Annotated in this window: 13 protein-coding genes; 7 read left to right on the top strand and 6 right to left on the bottom strand. The window is 61.6% G+C overall.

Features of this window, described 5'->3' with window-relative positions:
• The first annotated feature begins 98 nt into the window (after positions 1 to 98).
• Entirely contained in the window at positions 99 to 518 is a 420-nt protein-coding gene (locus GIW48_RS26095) for a GNAT family N-acetyltransferase (protein WP_236462412.1), read from the top strand.
• A 63-nt stretch (positions 519 to 581) separates the two neighbouring features.
• Entirely contained in the window at positions 582 to 1,475 is an 894-nt protein-coding gene (locus GIW48_RS26090; protein WP_236462410.1) for an AraC family transcriptional regulator, read from the top strand.
• Here GIW48_RS26090 and GIW48_RS26085 read toward each other — a convergent pair.
• The gene (locus GIW48_RS26085; protein WP_170038538.1) at positions 1,417 to 2,004 is read right to left on the bottom strand and encodes a LysE family translocator; all 588 of its coding nucleotides are present in this window, start codon (positions 2,002 to 2,004) and stop codon (positions 1,417 to 1,419) included. The two genes, GIW48_RS26090 and GIW48_RS26085, sit on opposite strands and share 59 nt — an antisense overlap.
• A gap of 321 nt (positions 2,005 to 2,325) precedes the next feature.
• A complete protein-coding gene (locus GIW48_RS26080) occupies positions 2,326 to 2,760 on the bottom strand; it encodes a winged helix-turn-helix transcriptional regulator (protein WP_236462407.1) in 435 nt (144 codons plus the stop codon).
• 107 nt (positions 2,761 to 2,867) lie between these two features.
• On the opposite strand from GIW48_RS26080, the gene GIW48_RS26075 reads away from it, so the two are divergent.
• Positions 2,868 to 3,566 carry an SDR family oxidoreductase gene (locus GIW48_RS26075; RefSeq protein ID WP_099548724.1) on the top strand — a complete coding sequence of 233 codons (699 nt, stop codon included), beginning with the start codon at positions 2,868 to 2,870 and terminating at the stop codon, positions 3,564 to 3,566.
• A 119-nt stretch (positions 3,567 to 3,685) separates the two neighbouring features.
• Here GIW48_RS26075 and GIW48_RS26070 read toward each other — a convergent pair whose 3' ends face one another.
• From GIW48_RS26070 to GIW48_RS26060, 3 genes are all read right to left on the bottom strand, one after another.
• Positions 3,686 to 5,131: a mechanosensitive ion channel domain-containing protein gene (locus tag GIW48_RS26070; RefSeq protein WP_236462404.1), complete on the bottom strand. Its 1,446-nt coding sequence runs from the start codon at positions 5,129 to 5,131 to the stop codon at positions 3,686 to 3,688.
• Positions 5,132 to 5,360: 229 nt separating this feature from the next.
• A complete protein-coding gene (ycaC, locus tag GIW48_RS26065) occupies positions 5,361 to 5,987 on the bottom strand; it encodes an isochorismate family cysteine hydrolase YcaC (RefSeq protein WP_138453962.1) in 627 nt (208 codons plus the stop codon).
• An 85-nt stretch (positions 5,988 to 6,072) separates the two neighbouring features.
• Positions 6,073 to 6,939 carry a pirin family protein gene (locus tag GIW48_RS26060; protein ID WP_017139688.1) on the bottom strand — a complete coding sequence of 289 codons (867 nt, stop codon included), beginning with the start codon at positions 6,937 to 6,939 and terminating at the stop codon, positions 6,073 to 6,075.
• 109 nt (positions 6,940 to 7,048) lie between these two features.
• On the opposite strand from GIW48_RS26060, the gene GIW48_RS26055 reads away from it, so the two are divergent.
• A complete protein-coding gene (locus GIW48_RS26055; RefSeq protein WP_236462401.1) occupies positions 7,049 to 7,954 on the top strand; it encodes a LysR family transcriptional regulator in 906 nt (301 codons plus the stop codon).
• 117 nt (positions 7,955 to 8,071) lie between these two features.
• Here GIW48_RS26055 and GIW48_RS26050 read toward each other — a convergent pair whose 3' ends face one another.
• A complete protein-coding gene (locus GIW48_RS26050; protein ID WP_236462398.1) occupies positions 8,072 to 9,274 on the bottom strand; it encodes a multidrug effflux MFS transporter in 1,203 nt (400 codons plus the stop codon).
• Between the two features lie 101 nt (positions 9,275 to 9,375).
• On the opposite strand from GIW48_RS26050, the gene GIW48_RS26045 reads away from it, so the two are divergent.
• From GIW48_RS26045 to GIW48_RS26035, 3 genes are all read left to right on the top strand, one after another.
• Positions 9,376 to 10,482 carry an efflux RND transporter periplasmic adaptor subunit gene (locus GIW48_RS26045; protein WP_236462393.1) on the top strand — a complete coding sequence of 369 codons (1,107 nt, stop codon included), beginning with the start codon at positions 9,376 to 9,378 and terminating at the stop codon, positions 10,480 to 10,482.
• 2 nt (positions 10,483 to 10,484) lie between these two features.
• The gene (locus GIW48_RS26040) at positions 10,485 to 13,568 is read left to right on the top strand and encodes an efflux RND transporter permease subunit (RefSeq protein ID WP_236462389.1); all 3,084 of its coding nucleotides are present in this window, start codon (positions 10,485 to 10,487) and stop codon (positions 13,566 to 13,568) included.
• Between the two features lie 158 nt (positions 13,569 to 13,726).
• Positions 13,727 to 17,045, top strand: a 3,319-nt coding sequence (locus GIW48_RS26035) for a DUF6531 domain-containing protein (RefSeq protein ID WP_236486606.1), incomplete at its 3' end; no start/stop codon positions are given.

Here is a 17,045-nt window from a genome sequence, read left to right as displayed (position 1 = left end):
GGAAGGCGCACAGGTTGTGGCGCAAAACAAAGGGTTTGATCAGGTGGGTGAACGGCTGCTGCATATGGTGCGCCAGCGGCTTTGAGGAGCGAGAACGCATGAGCATGATTGAAATCAGCGACCAACCCAACCCCGACGCCGAGCGCCTGCTGGGCGATGGCCTTGCCGCGTTCAATGAGGCCGTCACCGGCGGCAATGATCGTCGGCCGTTGATGGTGTTGCTCAAAGACCCGGACACTCAGCAGCTGCTCGGTGGCATCACGGGCAAAACCACCTTGGGCATGGCCTTCCTCGACCTGTTCCACTTGCCCGACGCCCTGCGCGGTTCGGGCCTGGGCAGCCAATTGCTGCAGGCCTTCGAAGACGAGGCGCGGCGCCGGGGCTGCCAGCATGCGGTGCTGTACACCCTGAGTTTTCAGGCACCGGGGTTTTACGAGAAACAGGGGTGGGTGCGGTTGGGTGAAATACCCTGCCAGCCCGAAGGCAGCAGCCGGGTGTTTTTGTCCAAGCAGCTTTGAAGCTGACGCCTCCGGCGGTCTGTGCAATGATCGCAACTCGCCTCAAGGGATGGAGCCACCGCCATGTCGCTGAACACCCCGCCTCACCTCGCGCACGCGCCACGCTTCTGGCGTGACGAGCGCTTGCCGTTCATCGAGGCGCGCACCATCGCCGACGGGCGCAAGGTCACTTACACCCGTCACGCCCACGAGCATTTTTCCATCGGCGCCATCACCCGCGGGCGCAGTTATTACCACTATGGCGCGCAGACCTTCGAGATCAGCGCCGGCACGGTGGTGTTGATGAACCCCGGTGATGTGCACGCGTGCAACCCGATCCACGACCAGCATTGGTCGTATCACATGATTTACCTCGACACACCGTGGCTGACGGACCTGCAATACCAGCTGGGTTTCAGTACCGAGCAGGGTTATCGGCCGTTCAATACGCCGCATACCCCCGACACGGTGTTGTATAACGGCCTGATCGAGCTGTACGGCATTCTGCTGGATGAGCAGGCCGAGCTGCTGCAAAAAGAGAGTGCGCTGGTGAGTTATTTCACCGAAGTGCAGCAGCGCCTGAACCCGTCGCTGACGCCGCTGCGTGAGGTCAACCACAAGCTGGAGCGCGCCGCGGAGTACATCCGCGCGCACTGCACCGAGGCGTTGAAGCTGGAGGATATTTGCCTGGCGGCCGAGCTGTCGCCTTCGTATTTGATTCGTGCGTTCAAGCAGTATTACGGGCTCACGCCCCATGCGTTTCTGGTCAACCGGCGCATTCAGTTTGCCCGCACGCAATTGCGCAATGGCGAGCTAATCGCCGATGTGGCGCTGGCTGCCGGGTTTGCCGACCAAGCGCATTTTCAGCGCACCTTCAAACTGCATTTCGCCGCTACGCCGGGCCAGTACCGCGACTTGCTCAAGCCATCAGCAAATAACCCACACTGGCCACCAGCAACGCGGCCATTGAGCGGTTGAACAGCTGCACGCCTTGCGGGTTGCTCAGGTAGCGCCGCAAAAACGTGCCGGCGTAGGCCCAGCACGCCACCGACAGGTAGCAGATCACCAGGTACAGCGCCGCAAACAGCCACACTTGGCGCGCATCGCCATCGGCCACGAACAAGCCCATGCCCGCCACACAGGCCAGCCAGGCTTTGGGGTTGAGCCATTGCATGATCGCGCCGTAGAGCATCGATGGCGCGGTGGCAGTGCCTTCGGCGTCGAGTCGGCCATCGTCGACCGCGAGTTTCCAGGCCATGTACAGCAAAAACGCCACCCCGCCCCACTGGATCAACTGGGTGAGGATCGGCCAGCGCACCAGTACTTCATGCAGGCCCAGGCCGATCAGCACCAGCAGCAAGGTAAAACCGACGGCGGCGCCGACTACGTGTTTCTGGCTGGCGGCAAAGCCAAAGCGCGCGCCGGAGCTGAGCGCCACCACATTGACCGGGCCGGGGGTGATGGACGTGGCCAAAGCGAAGGCGGCCATGGAGATGATCAAACTCATTGCAGTTCCTTTTGGTGATGCCGAGTGACGATGGCTTCACGGTAAAGGGCTGAACGGCGGTGGTATTGAAGAAAATGCCCCTGAGGTCTTGGAGGCTTTGCCTGAGAGCGTTTCAGGTCGCCATGTTCCCTTTGTGGCGAGCAGGCTTGCCCTGCGTTGGGTGGCGAAGCCGCCCCAATCCAGGCGGCGCGGTGAGTCAGGCAGAAAGAGCTGGGGCTGCTTCGCAGCCCAACGCAGGGCAAGCCTGCTCGCCACAACAAGCCTGTTTTCCATAACAAGCCTGTTTGCCACAACAGCCTGCTCGCCACAATGGCCCAGTCGTTATGCCGCTGGCATCTGGGTGATGATGTCTTCCAGGCCCAGCACCCGGCCATCCTCGGACACGATCTCAACCTTGCGCAGCGGCTTGAGCAAGCGCGCATCCAGCAAGTGGGTGGCGCCATCGGCCGGCTGAGTGAAGGTTTCGCCCCATTGCGCCAGGGTTACCAGTACCGGCATCAGCGCGCGGCCTTTGTCGGTGAGTTGATATTCGCTGCGCGCGCCCACTTCACTGGTTTGCAACAGGCCTTGTTCGACCATGTCCTTGAGGCGCGTGGCGAGGATGTTTTTCGCTACGCCCAGGCGTTTTTGAAAGTCGCCAAAGCGCGTCACCCCGGCGTAGGCGTCGCGGATGATCAACAGCGTCCACCAATCCCCCACCACGTCGAGCGCGCGGGCGACCGGGCAACAGTCGCCTTCCAGGCATTTGCGTTTCATCGTCGGGCCTCCAGGCATGCATAAATATTAGGTTGCATTATAGGACCAACAGGCTCAAGATAAAAACGGTTTCATTATTAAACCTAATTCGTCGCCTGGAGTTCATCATGGATATTCGTGGAAAAGTGGTGTTGGTTACCGGTGCCAATCGTGGCCTGGGCAAAGCGTTTGTCACCGCGCTGCTGGCAGCGGGTGCGGCCAAGGTGTATGCCGGTGCACGTGACCCGGCCAGTGTGGATATCCCCGGCAGCACGCCGATTGCCCTGGACATTACCGACCCGGCCAGCGTGCAGCGCGCCGCCGAGCAGTGCGGCGATGTGAGTGTGTTGATCAACAACGCGGGCTGGCTCAAGTACGGCTCGTTGCTGGCCGAAGACAGCATCGAAAACCTGCAGCAGCACTTTGAGGTGAACACCTTCGGCACCTTGCGCCTGAGCCGCGCTTTTGCGCCGATCCTGGCCCGGCACGGTGGCGGCGCGTTGATCAATATCCTTTCGGTACTGAGCTGGCTGAGCCCTCCCGGCTCCGGCGGCTACAGCACCTCCAAGTCGGCGCAATGGGGTCTTACCAATGGCCTGCGTGGTGAATTGCGCGAGCAGAACACCTTGGTGATCGGCGTACACCCGGCCTATATCGACACTGACATGGTGGCGGATGTGCAGGCGCCAAAAAGCACCCCGCAGGAAGTGGTGGCCATTACCCTCAAGGCATTAAGTGAGGACCGCGAAGAAGCGCTGATCACCGACATGACCCACGCGGTAAAAGCTTCGCTGTCCACCGACAGCCCGGTGTATTTGAGTCATTGAGCAAGCGCACACTGCCCAACGGTCTGAATGTGGGAGCTGGCTTGCCTGCTCCCACACTAGTCAGCTTCCAGGCAAGCCAGCTCCCACAGGTTTTGCTTTTGATTTGAGGCGTAATGGCCTCACAACCCGCGGTTACGCAGCCATTGCAAAAAGCCTTTCTTGACCGGCACCACCGGCGCGTCCTGGGTCAGGACCTGCGCGGCGTGCAGGCGGAAATCCAGCAGCGCCTTCATCGCTTCGCTGATGTCGTGGCGCGCGTCCAGGCAGGGTTTGAGGTACTCATTCTCGATGCGGTACAGCGTGCAGAAGGTCTTGGCGGTGAAGTCCGCCAGCGCCGCTTGATCGGACAAAATCCCCGACTCGCCAATCACCTCGCCCGGCCCCATACGCCCGGCTTCGAACGTGTGGCCATCCTTGATCAACATCACCGAGACCACGCCGGACTCGACGATAAACAAATGGTCGCTGACCTCCCCCGCCGGCAGGATCATCTCGCCGGCACGATAGGTGTGCAGGGTCATGTTCTGGCTGAAGGTGTCTTTTTCCTCTTGGCGCAACGTGGAGAAAATCGACGAACGCTCCAGCAATGCCCGTGCGTGGGACATCACCGGCGGCGCGCTGCTTTCGGTGGCCGACAGCAGGCCCACGCCCGCTGCTTGCAGGTGACGGAACGCCAGGTCGTAAAGCTGGTTACGCACTTCCCGCTTTTGGCCCATGGCCGGCACGAACCCGCTGATCTCGTATTCCACGCCGCCACTGGCCGAAGTCTTGAACGCCACGCTGGGCGCGGGTTTGGCCAGCAATGGTCGGCAACCTTGCATCGCACGCTCCAGCGCTTCGATCACGGTTTGCGGGCGCGCATGCGGGCTGACTTGCAGGCTGACCGCCAGGCCGAACATGTCCGCCGGGCGTGAGAAGTTGATGATCTTGGCCTTGGCCGCCAGGGAGTTGGGGATCACCGCCATGCTGCCCTGGGAGGTTTGCAGGCGCGTGGCGCGCCAGTCGATGTCGGTGACGCGCCCCTCGGTGCCGTCGATGGAGATCCAGTCATCCACCTGATACGGCTTGGTGGTGTTGAGCACGATCCCGGAAAACACGTCGCTCAAGGTGCTTTGCAACGCCAGGCCGACGATGATCGCCACCGCGCCGGAGGTGGCGAGCACGCCCTTGACCGGCAAGTCGAGCACATAGGCCATGGCGGCGATGATCGCGATCAGGAAGATCACTGCGCCCAGCAGGTCTTGCAGCAAGCGCCCGCCGTGCCCGACGCGATTCATCATGACCGTGCCGAGCAATACCGTGAGGGTGCGCGCTGCGAACAGCCACCAGCCGATCTGCAACGCCGTGGCCGCCAGGTGCAAGGCGGTGTTGTCGCCATAGGGCGCAAGCTGCATGGGGTTCATGCCGTCGTTGAACAGCACGGCGCTGAACACCGCAAAGATCGCCAGGCGCGCCGCCAGTTTCCAGTTGGCGAGGTTGGCGGAAATAAGCCGCCACACGGCGATGTCGATAAAGATCAGCGCCACGGCGCACAGCATCGGGTGATCAGCGATAAATGAGGGCATCCAGGCGACTCCAGGGTGTGTGGCGAGAAGATCGCATGAATCGGCAATACTGAATAACAAAATGTGGGAACAGGCTTAATGTGGAAGCAGGCTTTGTGTGGGAGCTGGCTTGCCTGCGATGCGGACACCTCGGTATGACTGATGAATCGAGGTGATGCCATCGCAGGCAAGCCAGCTCCCACACAGGCTCGCTCCCAAAGGGGTTATGTGCCAATCACGAGGTCTGGGTTTATTTAGCGCCAGTCAACGCGTTATAGCTGGTAAACAGGTTGCGATAGTCCGGGATATGGTTGGCAAACAAGGTGCCCAGGCCTTCGATATCGTTGCGCCAGTCGCGGTGCAGCTCACAGGCCAGGCCGAACCAGGTCATCAGTTGCGCGCCGTTGGCCGACATGCGGTCCCAGGCCGAATCACGGGTGATTTCGTTGAAGGTGCCGGACGCGTCCGTCACCACGAACACCTCAAACCCTTCAGCCAGAGCCGACAACGCAGGGAACGCCACGCAAACCTCGGTCACCACGCCGGCGATGATCAGTTGTTTCTTGCCGGTGGCCTTGATCGCCTTGACGAAATCTTCGTTGTCCCAGGCATTGATCTGGCCAGGGCGCGCAATGTAGGGCGCGTCCGGGAACAATGCCTTGAGTTCCGGCACCAGCGGGCCATTGGGGCCGGTTTCGAAGCTGGTGGTGAGGATGGTCGGCAACTTGAAGTACTTGGCCAGGTCGGCCAGGGCCAGCACGTTGTTCTTGAACTTGTCTGGTTCGATATCTCGCACCAGAGACAGCAGGCCAGCCTGATGATCAACCAGCAGAACGGCGGCGTTGTCCTTGTCCAGACGCTTGTAGGGAGTAGTCATGAGTGCTTCCTCTTTTCCATGGGCGACAGCCATCCTTGGCCGGTAAACCGGCCTGGCCATCTGGGTTGGGTGTTGCGGGGGTGAATCAGTGATGCATCTGGCCGAACTGGCCGGACTGGAAGTCGGCAAAAGCCTGGTGGATCTCTTGCTCGGTGTTCATCACGAACGGGCCGTGGCCGACGATAGGCTCATCGATGGGTTCGCCGCTGAGCAGCAGGAACATCGCATCGTTGTTCGACTCCAGGGCGAGTTGGTCGCCGTCGCGTTCGAACAACGCCAGTTGCCCTTCGCGCACCAGTTCCTGGCCATTGACCTGCACCGTGCCTTTGAGCACTACCAGTGCGGTGTTGCGCCCGGCGTGCAGGTCGAGGGTCACAGACTTACCGGCATTGAGGCGCACATCCCACACGTCGATCGGTGTGAAGGTGCGGGCCGGGCCTTGTTTACCGGCAAACTCACCGGCAATCAGGCGCAGGCTGCCGGCGTTGTCGGCCAGCGGTAACGACGGGATATCGCCGTCGAGGATGGTCTGGTAGCCGGCATCGGTCATTTTGTCCTTGGCCGGCAGGTTGACCCACAACTGCACCATTTCCAGCGCGCCGCCCTTTTGGGCAAACGCTGCGGAGTGGAACTCCTCATGCAGGATGCCTTTGGCCGCCGTCATCCATTGCACATCGCCTGGGCCGATGGTGCCGCCAGCGCCGGTGGAATCGCGGTGCTCGACTTCGCCCTTATAGACGATGGTCACGGTTTCAAAGCCGCGATGCGGGTGCTGGCCTACGCCACGACGTGCTTGGGTCGGGGTGAAATCGGCCGGCCCGGCGTGGTCCAGCAACAGGAACGGGCTGATGTGTTTGCCCATGGTGTCGTAGGAAAACAGCGTACGAACCGGAAAGCCGTCGCCTACCCAATGGCTGCGTGGGCTGGTGTAGATACCGATGATATTTTTCATGGCGTTTCTCCAAAGGCGTGAAAGCAGTGCATGTACACAGCTTAAATCCGCTACCTTTACCGCGCTAGACGGCAAAAATAACCCTTAGCGTTCTATTTGGAGAACGATAGTGGAAGACCTCAACACCCTCTATTACTTCACCCAAGTGGTCGAGCACCGTGGTTTTGCCGCCGCGGGCCGCGCGCTGGACATGCCCAAGTCGAAGCTCAGCCGGCGTATCAGCGAGCTCGAAGAGCGCCTGGGTGTGCGCCTGATCAACCGCACCAGCCGGCATTGTTCGCTCACCGAAATTGGCCAGGTCTATTACCAGCGCTGCCTGGCCATGCGGGTAGAGGCCGAAGCCGCCGCCGAAGTGATCGAGCGCAACCGTTCCGAGCCCCAGGGCATTGTGCGTTTGAGTTGCCCCACCGCCCTGCTCAACTCCTGGGTCGGGCCGATGCTGACCCGCTATATGCTCAAATTCCCGCTGGTGGAGTTGCACCTGGAGAGCACCAACCGGCGCGTGGATGTGATTCACGAAGGCTTTGACATCGCCCTGCGCATTCGCTTTCCGCCATTGGAAGACACCGATCTGGTGATGAAGGTGCTTGGCAACAGCACGCAGTGCCTGGTGGGCAGCCCGGCGTTTGTGTCGCGCCTGTCCAACCCGCCGTTGCCGGGGGACTTGAATGGGTTGCCGAGCGTGTATTGGGGCTCGGCGCAGCGCGAATACCAGTGGGAGTTGTTTGGCGAGAACGGTGCCAGCGCGGTGATCCGGCATTTCCCACGGATGATCACCGATGACCTGTTGGCGTTGCGCCACGCGGTGTGTGCCGGGGTGGGTATTGCGCACCTGCCGAGTGTGGTGGTGCGCGAGGACATTGCTGCCGGGCGCCTGGTCAACTTGATCCCGGGTTGGTCGCCAAGGACCGGGATCGTGCACGCGATTTTCCCTTCGCGCCGTGGACTGTTGCCGTCGGTGCGCACGTTGATTGATTTTCTAGGCGAGGAATTCGCGCACAGCGACATGGCCTGACCGCTGATCGTTCCCACGCTCCGCGTGGGAATGCATCCAGTGACGCTCTGCGTCACGACTGCCAGAGCGGGACGCGGAGCGTCCGGGGCGGCATTCCCACGCAGAGCGTGGGAACGATCAAGCCGCGGCCAGCACCGCCCGGCGCTGGCGCAGCAGGTGGAACGCCACAAACGCCGAAACCGCAAAGCTCGCCTGGATCATGATCATCGGCGTGGCACTGCCATCACGCAGATGGCTCAGCAACAGGCCACTGCACGTCGCGCCAAACATCTGCGAAAAGCCCATCAACCCCGCCGCCAACCCCGCACGATGGGCGTTGGGCATCACCCCGCCCGTGACAGAGCCCGGCAACACCAGGCCGCCGCCAAGGGTGACCAATGCCACCGGAATATCCAGGCCCAGCGCCGACAGGCCGAACAGCTCGTAAATCACCACCGCTAGAATCCCGCCGATGGCGACCAGCGTCACGCCTATCGACACAATGCGTTGCGGCCCCAGGCGCAGGATATTGCGCCGGGTGTAGGTAGAACCCACGATCAGCATCGACACGATCAGGCCAAAATTAAGCCCGTACTCCAGGCTGCTGAACCCCAGCAAGTTGATAAACACCGCCGATGAACCCGCGATCACCGCGAACATCGCGCCGTAGGTGCAGGCCAACGCAACCGCGTACGCCCGATACTGGCCGCCCTTGAGCAGATCCAGGTATTGCCCGCCGAGGGGGCGCCAATGCCCGGCCTTGGGGTCCAGAAAGTGATTGCTCTCGCGAAAGAACAACAGCGCCAACACCAGCACCACGCTGCCGATCACCAGCGCCAGCAGGATCGGCGCCTGCCAGCCCAGCAGCTTGATCAGCAACCCGCCAATCATCGGCGCCACAACGATGGCGTAGAGCATGCCGATCATGGTCAACGCCAGCGCCGGCCCCGCTTCGGCCTTCCACACATCACGCACCACCGTGCGCGCCAGCACCAGCGCGGCGCAGGCGCCCAGGCCTTGCAGCACGCGGGCGGCAATGAACTGTTGAATGTCGCTGACCAGCAGCATCGACAGGGTTGCCAGCACATACAGCGCCAGGCCGCCAAGTAGCACGGGGCGACGGCCGATGCGGTCCGACAGCGGCCCGAACAGCAATTGCCCAAGGCCAAATGCAGCCACAAATGCCGACAACGCCATCAACGCCGAACCCGCTGGCGCCGCCAGTGCCTGCTCGATGGCGCCCAGGCCGGGGATGAGCAATTGGGTCGAGACTTCACCGAGTGCGGTGAGCGCCATCAGTAAAAACAACAGGCTTCGCGAGGGGGCCGGGGCGTTCGACATAAGGAATATCCGGGGGCTGGATTAATTTATATTTCGACCATAATATGAGCAAAAAATTATGTCCATAATTTTTTATCCATTGGCCACCCCTGGAGCCCGTCATGCACCCTCTTCCCCTGCGTCTTCTCACGCCCCTGGGCCTGTTGATTATCCTCAGCGGCTGCAACAGCAAGGCCGACACCGCCGCCGAAGTGCCGCTGCCGCGTCCCGTTCTGGCCGCCAAGGTAGAAGCCGCCGGCACCCAACAAAGCGCCTACACCGGCGTGGTCGCGGCGCGCACCGAAAGCGATTTGGGCTTCCGGGTCAGCGGCAAAGTCATCGAACGCAAGGTCGACCCCGGCCAGCACGTCGCCCGTGGTGACACCTTGCTGGTGCTGGACATCGGCGACTTCGAACTGGCCCTGCGCTCGGCCAAAAACCGCGTCAACGCTGCCCAGGCGCAATTGCGCCAGCGCCGTGATGACGAAAACCGTTACCAGCGCCTGGCCAGCACCGGCGCCGTGTCGCGGCAGATCTTCGACCAGTCGGCGACCAACCTGCGCGTGGCCGAAGCCGAACTGGCCGCGGCGCAATCGGATGCCAGCCAGATCGAAAACCGCCGCACTTACTCGGTGCTCAAGGCCGACGGCGACGGCATCATCACCGATGTGCGCGTGGATCGCGGCCAAGTGGTCGCCGAGGGCCAGATCGTGGCGCGCCTGGCCCATGACGGCGCCCGCGAAGCCATCGTCAACCTGCCGGAAAACCAGCGCGACCGAGCCGCGCAAAAAGCCCTGGCCTTCCCGTTCGGCGCACAGGACCAGGCCGTGACAGCCACGCTGCGCGAGCTGTCGGCCAGCGCCGACCCCACCACCCGCACCTACCGCGCACGCTACGTGCTGCATGGCGCCGTCGACCGTTTTGCCCTCGGCTCCACCATCACCGTACGCCTGCAAGGCAACGGCCAGGCCCAGCAAACCCGCGTGCCCATCGGCGCGTTGCAGGATGCGGGGCAAGGCACCGGCGTGTGGGTGATTGGCGCGGACGACAAGGTCAGCTTCGCCCCCGTCAACGTCGCCAGCCTCGGCCAGGAAGACGCGCTGCTCGACAGAGGCGTAACGCCCGGCCAGATCGTCGTCGCCCTCGGCGCGCACTTGCTGCACAGCGGCGACACGGTGCGCCTGCTGCCGGCCCAGACACTGGCCCTCAACCGTAAACAGGACCACTGAGCATGCGCGGCATCAACCTCTCCGAACTGGCGGTAAAGCACCGCGCCGTCACGCTGTTTCTGATCATTGCGATCCTCGCCGCCGGGATCTTCTCGTTCGGCAAGCTGGGGCGCGCTGAAGACCCGTCGTTTACCGTCAAGGTCATGACCATCACCGCCGCCTGGCCCGGCGCCACCGCCCAGGAGATGCAGGAACAGGTCGCCGACCGCCTGGAAAAACGCCTGCAGGAACTGGACTACTACGACCGCGTCGAGACCATCGCCCAGCCGGGTTTTGTGTCGATGCGCATGACCTACAAGGAATCCACGCGCCCCAGTGAGATCCAGGACCTGTTCTACCAGACCCGCAAAAAGCTCAGCGACGAAGCGGCGAAACTGCCCAAAGGCGTGATCGGGCCGTTCTTCAATGACGAATATTCCGATGTGTATTTCGCCCTGTATGCGCTGGAAGCCGAGCATCTGCCCCATCGCCAGCAAGTGCAGATGGCCGAAGACTTGCGCCAGGGCTTGCTCAACCTGCCGGGCGTGAAGAAGGTCAATATCCTCGGCGAGCAGGCGCAGCGGATATTTGTCGAGTTCTCTTATGAGCGCCTGGCCACGCTGGGCATCAAGCCGGACCAGATCTTCGCCGCCCTCGCCGCACAGAACGCCGTGGCGCCGTCGGGCTTTGTCGAAACCGCTGGCGCGCGTGCCTATATTCGCATCGACGGCGCCTTCGACAGCCTGGCGCTGATCGAAAACGTACCGCTGGAAGTCAACGGCCGCGTACTGCGCATTGCCGATGTGGCGACCGTGAGCCGTGGTTATGAAGACCCGCCCAGCTATCGCATCCGCCATCAGGGCGACCCGGCGCTGATGCTTGGCGTGATCATGGAGAAGCACTGGAACGGCCTGGAACTGGACAAAAGCCTCAAGGCCCAGGAAGCCAGAATCCAGGCGGACCTGCCGCTGGGCGTGAACTTCGCCAAGGTCTCCGACCAGGCGAAAAACATCAGCCTGGCGGTGAATGAGTTCATGCTCAAATTCTTCGTCGCCCTGGCCGTAGTGATGGTAATCAGCCTGTTGGCCCTGGGCTTTCGCGTCGGGCTGGTGGTGGCCGCCGCGGTGCCGCTGACCTTGTCGGTGGTGTTTGTGATCATGCTGCTCACCGGGCGTGAATTTGACCGCATTACCTTGGGCGCGCTGATTATTTCCCTGGGTTTGCTGGTGGACGATGCGATCATCGCCATCGAGATGATGGTGGTAAAACTCGAAGAAGGGTTTGACCGGATTCACGCCGCCACGTTTGCCTGGAGTTCCACTGCGGCGCCGATGCTCACCGGCACCTTGGTGACCATCATCGGCTTTCTGCCGGTGGGTTTTGCCCGCTCCGGCGCCGGCGAATATGCCGGCAATATCTTCTGGATCGTCGGCTTTGCGCTGATCTCGTCCTGGCTGGTGGCCGTGGTGTTCACGCCGTACCTGGGCGTGAAGTTGCTGCCGCAGATCAAACCGGTGCCAGGCGGTCATGACGCGATTTACGCCGGCCGTTATTACCAGAAACTGCGCAGCCTGGTCGAAGCCTGTGTGCGCCAACGCTGGCTGGTCACTGGCCTGGTGGTCGGTGCCTTTGTACTGTGCGTGCTGGGCATGGGCGTGGTGAAGAAGCAGTTTTTCCCCAACTCCGACCGTTCCGAGCTGATCCTTGAGGTGTACATGCCGCCCGGCAGCGCCTTCAAAAGCACCGAAGCGGTGGCGGCGCAGCTGGAAAAAGCCTTGCTGCAAGAACCGCAAACCAGCCTGGTCGACACCTATGTGGGCGGCGGTGCGCCACGCTTTTTCCTGTCGCTGAACCCCGAACTGCCCGACCCGGCGTTTGCCAAACTGATTGTGCAAACCCCGGACTCCCATGCCCGTGACGCATTGAAAGTGCGCATGCGTGAACGCATTGCCGCCGGTGAATTCCCGGCAGCGCGGGTGCGCGTCACGCAATTGCTGTTTGGCCCGCCGGTGCCGTTCCCGGTGGTGTTTCGTGTGTCCGGGCCGAACCTGGATGTGCTGCGCGGGGTGTCCGAAGACGTGCGCCGCGTCGTGGCGGCCAACACGTTGACCAAGGACGCTTTCCTCGACTGGGGCGAACGCACCAGCGGTTATCGGCTGGTGCTGGACCAGGACCGCCTGCGCCTGCTGGGCTTCACGCCCAACGAGGTCAAATCCCAGCTCAACGCCTTGCTCAGCGGCAACCCGATCACCGAAGTGCGCGAAGGCAACCGCACCGTGTCGGTGGTCGCGCGTGCCCAGGGCAACCAGCGCGAGAACCTCGGCAACCTCAACAACATGACCCTCACCAACAGCGCCGGCACCTCGGTGCCGCTGGCCCAGGTCGGGCACTTCCAGGCGGTGATGGAAGAGCCGATCCTCAAGCGGCGCAACCGTGCAAGCACCGTGGAAGTGCGCGCCGACATCATCGACGGCGTGCAACCGCCCGACGTGGAAATGGCCGTATACAAAGACCTGCAACCCTTGATCGCCAAGCTGCCCGCCGGTTACCAGATCGAGATCGGCGGCCCAGTGGAAGAAAGCGCCAAGGCCAACGTGGCGCTGGCGGCACTGTTCCCGATCATGATTTTGCTGACCCTCACGGTGATCATGTTCCAGGTGCGCTCGTTTGGCGTGATGTTCATGGTCTTCGCCACGGCGCCGCTGGGCTTGATTGGCGCAGTGCCGACCTTGCTGCTGTTCAACCAGCCGTTCGGGTTTAATGCGATTCTGGGCCTGATCGGGATTGGCGGCATTCTGATGCGCAACACGCTGATCTTTACCGACCAGATCCGCCAGAACCAGGACCATGGCATGGCAGTGCGCGAGGCGATTATCGAAGCCACCGTGCGCCGGGCGCGGCCGGTGATCCTGACCGCATTGGCGGCGGCGCTGGCGTTTATTCCGTTGACGCTGTCGGTGTTCTGGTCGTCCCTGGCCTACGTGCTGATTGGCGGGGTGCTGGTAGGCACCGTGTTGACGCTGTTGTTCCTGCCGGCGCTGTGCAGCCTGGTGCTTGGGCGGGAGCGCACGAAGGCCGTTGAAACTTCCCACGTAACCACCGGATAAGCTCTACAGAGTTGTCCTGAAAATCTCTGCAAAGTCCTTCGCCTGATCACACAGTGCGAGGGATTGCAGATGGTTTTTCTGGTTAAGGCCTCGGTTGTCGGGGCTTGGTTTTGATCGCCGCCACCGGCCAGACTATTGGCCTGTTGGTGCTAGCCGCCATGGATTCGAAGACGCGGGACGTCGAGGCCGTGCTTGGCGATTTCCGGCGTTGCTTGAGTTCATACGACAGCTGGGCGCAGAGCTTCTTGAGCTTTTCGGCGCTGGACGTCGAGCAGGTGTTCAAGGTCGGCAACGAAGTGGCGCTGGTCGCGCCGATCGACCGCTCGATCATTCCCAGCACCACCGTCGCCACCTGCCAGGCCAGCGGCACGTTGACCCTGGTGCATATGTTCCAGAGCACACGCTTTGTGCCCATCGGCAATACGCCGGTGGTGCTGCAACGCGTAGACCCCAATGGCGGCCCACTGGGCGAGCCGATCCGCAAAACTATTGGCCCCAGCGGCATTCTCGAAATCACCGAATGTGATCGCAACCAGCAGTACCGGGTCAACTTTTACCCCGACGTTTCGCCTGCGCATTTCAAGGCGTTGTATGCCTCCTATCAGTCGGTCATCGAACCGCTGGAAGGCTGGCTGCGCAGCGAGTGGAGCGGCACATTTGCGCCACTGTGGCAGGACTACTCCGAGGCCAATGTCCTCAAGCGTTATCTCATGCTGGACCAGGCTTACGCCAAAGGGTTTGGCGAGGCGCTGTACTCACTATGGGACAGCCTCAAGCAGCTGTTTGAGTGGCTTGCACACCCGTTGGATAACGCTGAAAAGCTGCTGAGTTATCTGTCCCAGGCCGAGTTTGAACAGCTGCTGAATGCCAGCGCCGAGGCGCTTGAAAAAGGCCTGTTGGTGCTCAGCGATGAGCCGCTGCTGTTTATCTACCTGTCGGCCATGGTCAGTTGGATGCGGTTGTTGCCGCCTGCATACATGAACGAGTTGCTGGGTGAGATCAGCGCCGACGTGCTGATTAACCTGGTGCTGGCCCTGGCCACGGGCGGCATGGGGATTGCGATACGCATGAGCGCCCAGGTGCTGGGCGGCATCAAGTCTCGGCGTGCGCGCCGGTGGTTGGAGCAACTGGCCGGGCAATTTGGTAAATCTCGCTTGGGTGAGCATGTCGAGGCGGCCAAGCCGATCTTGCTGGGCAGTGCCCCGACGCCGATCAAGACCGTGCCGGTTGCGCCGCTGAAGGCTGGGGACCAGTTGGTTGCCAACCCGGTGCCGGCGGTGCGCGGCAAGACGCAGCAGACCGCGTTGGTGCGCCAGGAACCTGTGGATGATGTGCCGGCTTCGGGCAAGAACCTCAATGGCGATGCGGCGGCTGCGGCCGACAGAACCGTTACCAACGGCTGCCCGGTGTCGATGGTCACCGGCGAGGAATTGCTGACCCTCACAGACGGCACGCTGGATGGGGTTTTGCCGTTTGAGTGGACGCGGCTGTATCGCACCAGTGCGGTGGAAGTCGATTGCGGGTTGGGGTTTGGCTGGAGCCATTCGCTGGCGCAACGGTTGGTGGTTTCGGGTGATTCGGTGGTGTGGACGGATCATGAGAATCGTCGTACCGAGTTTGTGCTGCCCACCGCAGCTCGACCGGCGATTACCAACAGCTTGGCTGAAGCGGCGATTTATTTGGGTGAGTTGCCCGATGAATTAGTGCTGGCTCAGGCGTCGCGTTTTTATCACTTCCACAATGGCGCGCTGGTTGCCATCAGCGATGCGTATGACAACCGGTTGCGGGTTTTCCGCGATCGTTTGGGGCGGGTTGAACGGCTGGATAATGGCGTAGGCCGCTCGCTGTTTCTGCGTTATGAATTGGGCCGCATTGTGGCGGTGGACTATCAGGTTCACCGCGCCAAGGGGCACGAACCGTTTGAATGGGTCACCGAGCAGAAGGTTGTTTCCTACGCCTATGACGAACTTGGCCGACTGGTTTCTGCGACCAATGCTGTAGGTGAAAGCGAGGTTTATCGGTACGACGAGCAGCACGTCATTCTTGAGCGTGGGTTGGCCGGTGGGGCGAGTTTCTTTTGGGAGTGGGATGGGGCTGGTAAGGCTTCGCGGTGTGTTCGGCACTGGGCCAGCTTTTCGCAGATGGATACGCGGTATGCCTGGGGCGATGACGGCCGTGTCACGGTGCATAACGCTGATGGCAGCCGGGAAGTGTATGTCCACGATGACCGCGCACGTCTGGTGCAGCGCATTGATCCGGACGGCGCTGAACACTTCAAATCCTATGACGACAAGGGCCGGCTGACGGTCGAGCAGGATCCGCTTGGAGCGGTGACGGCGTATCAGTACGACGAAGCCGGACGCTTGGTGGCGTTGTTTCCGGGGGATGATGAGCCGACGTCCTACGAGCATGACAACGGGTTCGTACGGGTCGTAAGGCGTGGTCTCGCCGTCTGGAAATATGAGCGCAATGATCAGGGCGACGTCACGCGTAAGACGGATCCTGACGGCAATATCACGGACTATAGCTACAACAAATACGGACAACTGACGGGGGTTTGGTTTCCCGACAACAGTTGCCATCGGCTGGTTTGGAATGAGCGGGGGCAGTTGCTTGAGGAGTTGCTGCCCAATGGGGGTAGCAAGCGTTATCGCTATGACGATCTTGGTCGGCAGGTTGCCCGCGAGGATGAACAGGGAGCGCTGACCCAGTTTCAGTGGGACAGTGTGGGTCGGTTGATTCGTGTCGTATTGCCAGGCGGCGCAACGCGCGAATACAGCTACAACGCCTACGGAAAAATCACCGCCGAACACGACGAACTTACCCACGTCACCCGCTACGAATACGCCGACGGCCTGCACCTGATCAGCCGCCGTATCAACGCCGATGGCACCCACGTCAAGTACCGCTACGACAATGCGCGCCTGCTGCTGACCTCGATCGAAAACGAGGTGGGCGAAACCTACCGACTCGCTTACCACCCCAATGGCCTGATCCAGCAGGAAATCGGCTTTGACGGCCAGCGCACGACTTACGTGTATGACCTCAACGGCAATCTGGCGGAAAAAACCGAACACGGCGACGACGGCAGTCAGCTCGTTACCCGTTACAAGCGAGACCACGCCGGCCGCCTCGTAAGAAAAACCCTGCCAGACGGCAATGTTGTCGACTATGCCTACGACCGCCAAGGCAACCTCCTAAGCGTCGACGACGGCCACTGGGCGCTGGCCTACGAATACGACCCACAAAACCGCCTCACCGCCGAACACCAAGGCTGGGGCACCTTGCGCTACGGCTATGACGCCTGCGGCCAACTGCACAAACTGCGCCTGCCAGACAACAACCGCCTTACCTTCAACCACGACAAAGGCGGCCACCTTTCCACCGTCGAGCTGAATGGCGAAACCCTCACCTCCCACCTGTTCAAAACCGGCCGCGAACACCAACGCCAGCAGGGCCAGCTCCTCAGTCACTACC

This window comes from Pseudomonas sp. PA-6-3C (assembly GCF_021605825.1).
In the GTDB taxonomy this organism is placed as follows: domain Bacteria; phylum Pseudomonadota; class Gammaproteobacteria; order Pseudomonadales; family Pseudomonadaceae; genus Aquipseudomonas; species Aquipseudomonas edaphica.
This window is presented reverse-complemented; position numbering and strand designations above follow the sequence as displayed.